This is a genomic window from Methylobacterium sp. WL12 (genome assembly GCF_008039475.1).
Classification (GTDB): domain Bacteria; phylum Pseudomonadota; class Alphaproteobacteria; order Rhizobiales; family Beijerinckiaceae; genus Methylobacterium; species Methylobacterium cerastii.
On sequence record NZ_VRUW01000201.1, the window covers coordinates 1 to 1,567 of the forward strand.

Here is a 1,567-nt window from a genome sequence, read left to right on the forward strand (position 1 = left end):
GGATGAGGGGGTGGGTGGGACCGAGGGGAACGTCGGTGACCGCCGGTCAGGCTCGATCGATGTCGGATCGGCCCTCAGACCATGCCGAGCGCCTGCATGTAGAGCTCGAGGATCGCTTCCTCCTCCTGGCGCTCGCTGTGGTCCTTCTTGCGCATGCGCAGGATGGTGCGGACCGCCTTCACGTCGAAGCCGCGGCCCTTCAGCTCGGCCATCACTTCCTTGATGTCGCCGGCGATGCCGCTCTTCTCCTCTTCGAGGCGCTCGATGCGCTCGATGAACGCCCGCAGCTCGTCGGCGGCCACGCCCTCGGATGATGACACGTCGCCGGGGGTCGGCATGGCATGCGCGTTCATGGTTCTCTCCTGTCCTGCCCGGTTCGTAGGGGAGTAAACTTACCGGGAGCTTAGCCGGGACCGCCCGCGCCGCCCCGTCGCGGCACGGTCAGTGCGGCTCCGCCGCAGCCTTGGCGAAGGCGGCCTGCTGCTCGGGGCTGGCCTCGGTCTGGTACTTCGCCTTCCACTCGGGGAACGGCATGCCGTAGACGCGCTCGCGGGCCTCGTCCTTGGTCAGGCCGAGCCCTTCGGCGTCGGCGGCGTCCTTCATCCAGTTCGACAGGCAGTTCCTGCAGAAGCCGGCGAGGTTCATCATGTCGATGTTCTGGACGTCGGTGCGCGCCTGGAGATGCGCCACCAGGCGCCGGTAGACCGCCGCCTCCAACTCGGTCTGGGTCTTCGGATCGATCTCGGTCATCGGTCTCTCGCGCGCTGTCTCTCGCAACTCCGCCCGAGGTCGGGGCGGGCGGCGCGCGAGTCAAGCGCGCGGCGTCATCAAGGGCCGCAGAAGCCGGGCGAAGCGCCGGGCCCACGCCTCCTGCCCGGCTTCCTCGGCGATGAGGTCCTGGCGGATCTCGACCAGCGCGTTGGCCAGCCCCCGCGCGGTGGCGTGGCGGTCGATGGTGTCGCCCGGCAGGCCGCCGCCGTAGGGCTCGTTGTCGCCCACCGTCAGGCCGGCCGGGTCTGCGCGCAGGCCCGCGATCAGCGGGGCGCTCAGGCGCTCGTCCCGGTCGTAGAGGATGCCGACCTCCCAGGGCCGGGCGACGCCGCGCCAGAACGGGGTGAAGCTGTGCATCGTCAGGATCGTCGGCGGCCCGGCGGCCTCCTCCGCCGCCGCCACCGCGGCGTCGATCGCCCGGTCGAACGGATCGTAGAAGCGGGCGATCCGCGCCTGCTTGCCGGCCTCGTCGATCCGGGCGTTGCCCGGCACCACCGCCCCGTCCGACAGGCGCATCACCAGCGTCGGGTCGGCGCGCCCCCGATTCGGGTCGATGATCAATCGCGAAAAGTTCGTGAGGATCGCCGGGGCGCCGAGCAGCGCTGCGAGCCGCCGCGTCACGCCCGCCGCGCCGATGTCGTAGGCGATGTGGCGGCGGAATTCGCCCTCCGGCACCCCGAGCGCGATGTCGTCGGGCACGTGGTTCGAGGCGTGGTCGCAGACTAGGACCAGGCCGCAGGCGGGGTCGCCGGGGATCGTCTCGACGGGATGGGGCGGGTGTGTCTCAAGGCTGTGG

Annotated in this window: 3 protein-coding genes; all 3 read right to left on the reverse strand. The window is 71.0% G+C overall.

The window, feature by feature from the left end:
* Positions 1-74: 74 nt before the first annotated feature.
* Entirely contained in the window at positions 75-353 is a 279-nt protein-coding gene (locus tag FV226_RS27455; RefSeq protein ID WP_147727302.1) for a DUF2312 domain-containing protein, read from the reverse strand.
* An 88-nt stretch (positions 354-441) separates the two neighbouring features.
* Positions 442-750, reverse strand: a complete 309-nt coding sequence (locus FV226_RS27460) for a DUF1244 domain-containing protein (RefSeq protein WP_147765398.1) — start codon at positions 748-750, stop codon at positions 442-444.
* A gap of 60 nt (positions 751-810) precedes the next feature.
* A partial coding sequence (locus FV226_RS27465) for an N-formylglutamate amidohydrolase (protein WP_246691756.1) occupies positions 811-1,567 on the reverse strand: 757 nt, incomplete at its 5' end.

Bases quoted from the DNA above. Each gene is read 5' to 3' on its own strand.
- FV226_RS27455 (WP_147727302.1), bottom strand. From the start codon at position 353: ATGAACGCGCATGCCATGCCGACCCCCGGCGACGTGTCATCATCCGAG.
- FV226_RS27460 (WP_147765398.1), bottom strand. From the start codon at position 750: ATGACCGAGATCGATCCGAAGACCCAGACCGAGTTGGAGGCGGCGGTC.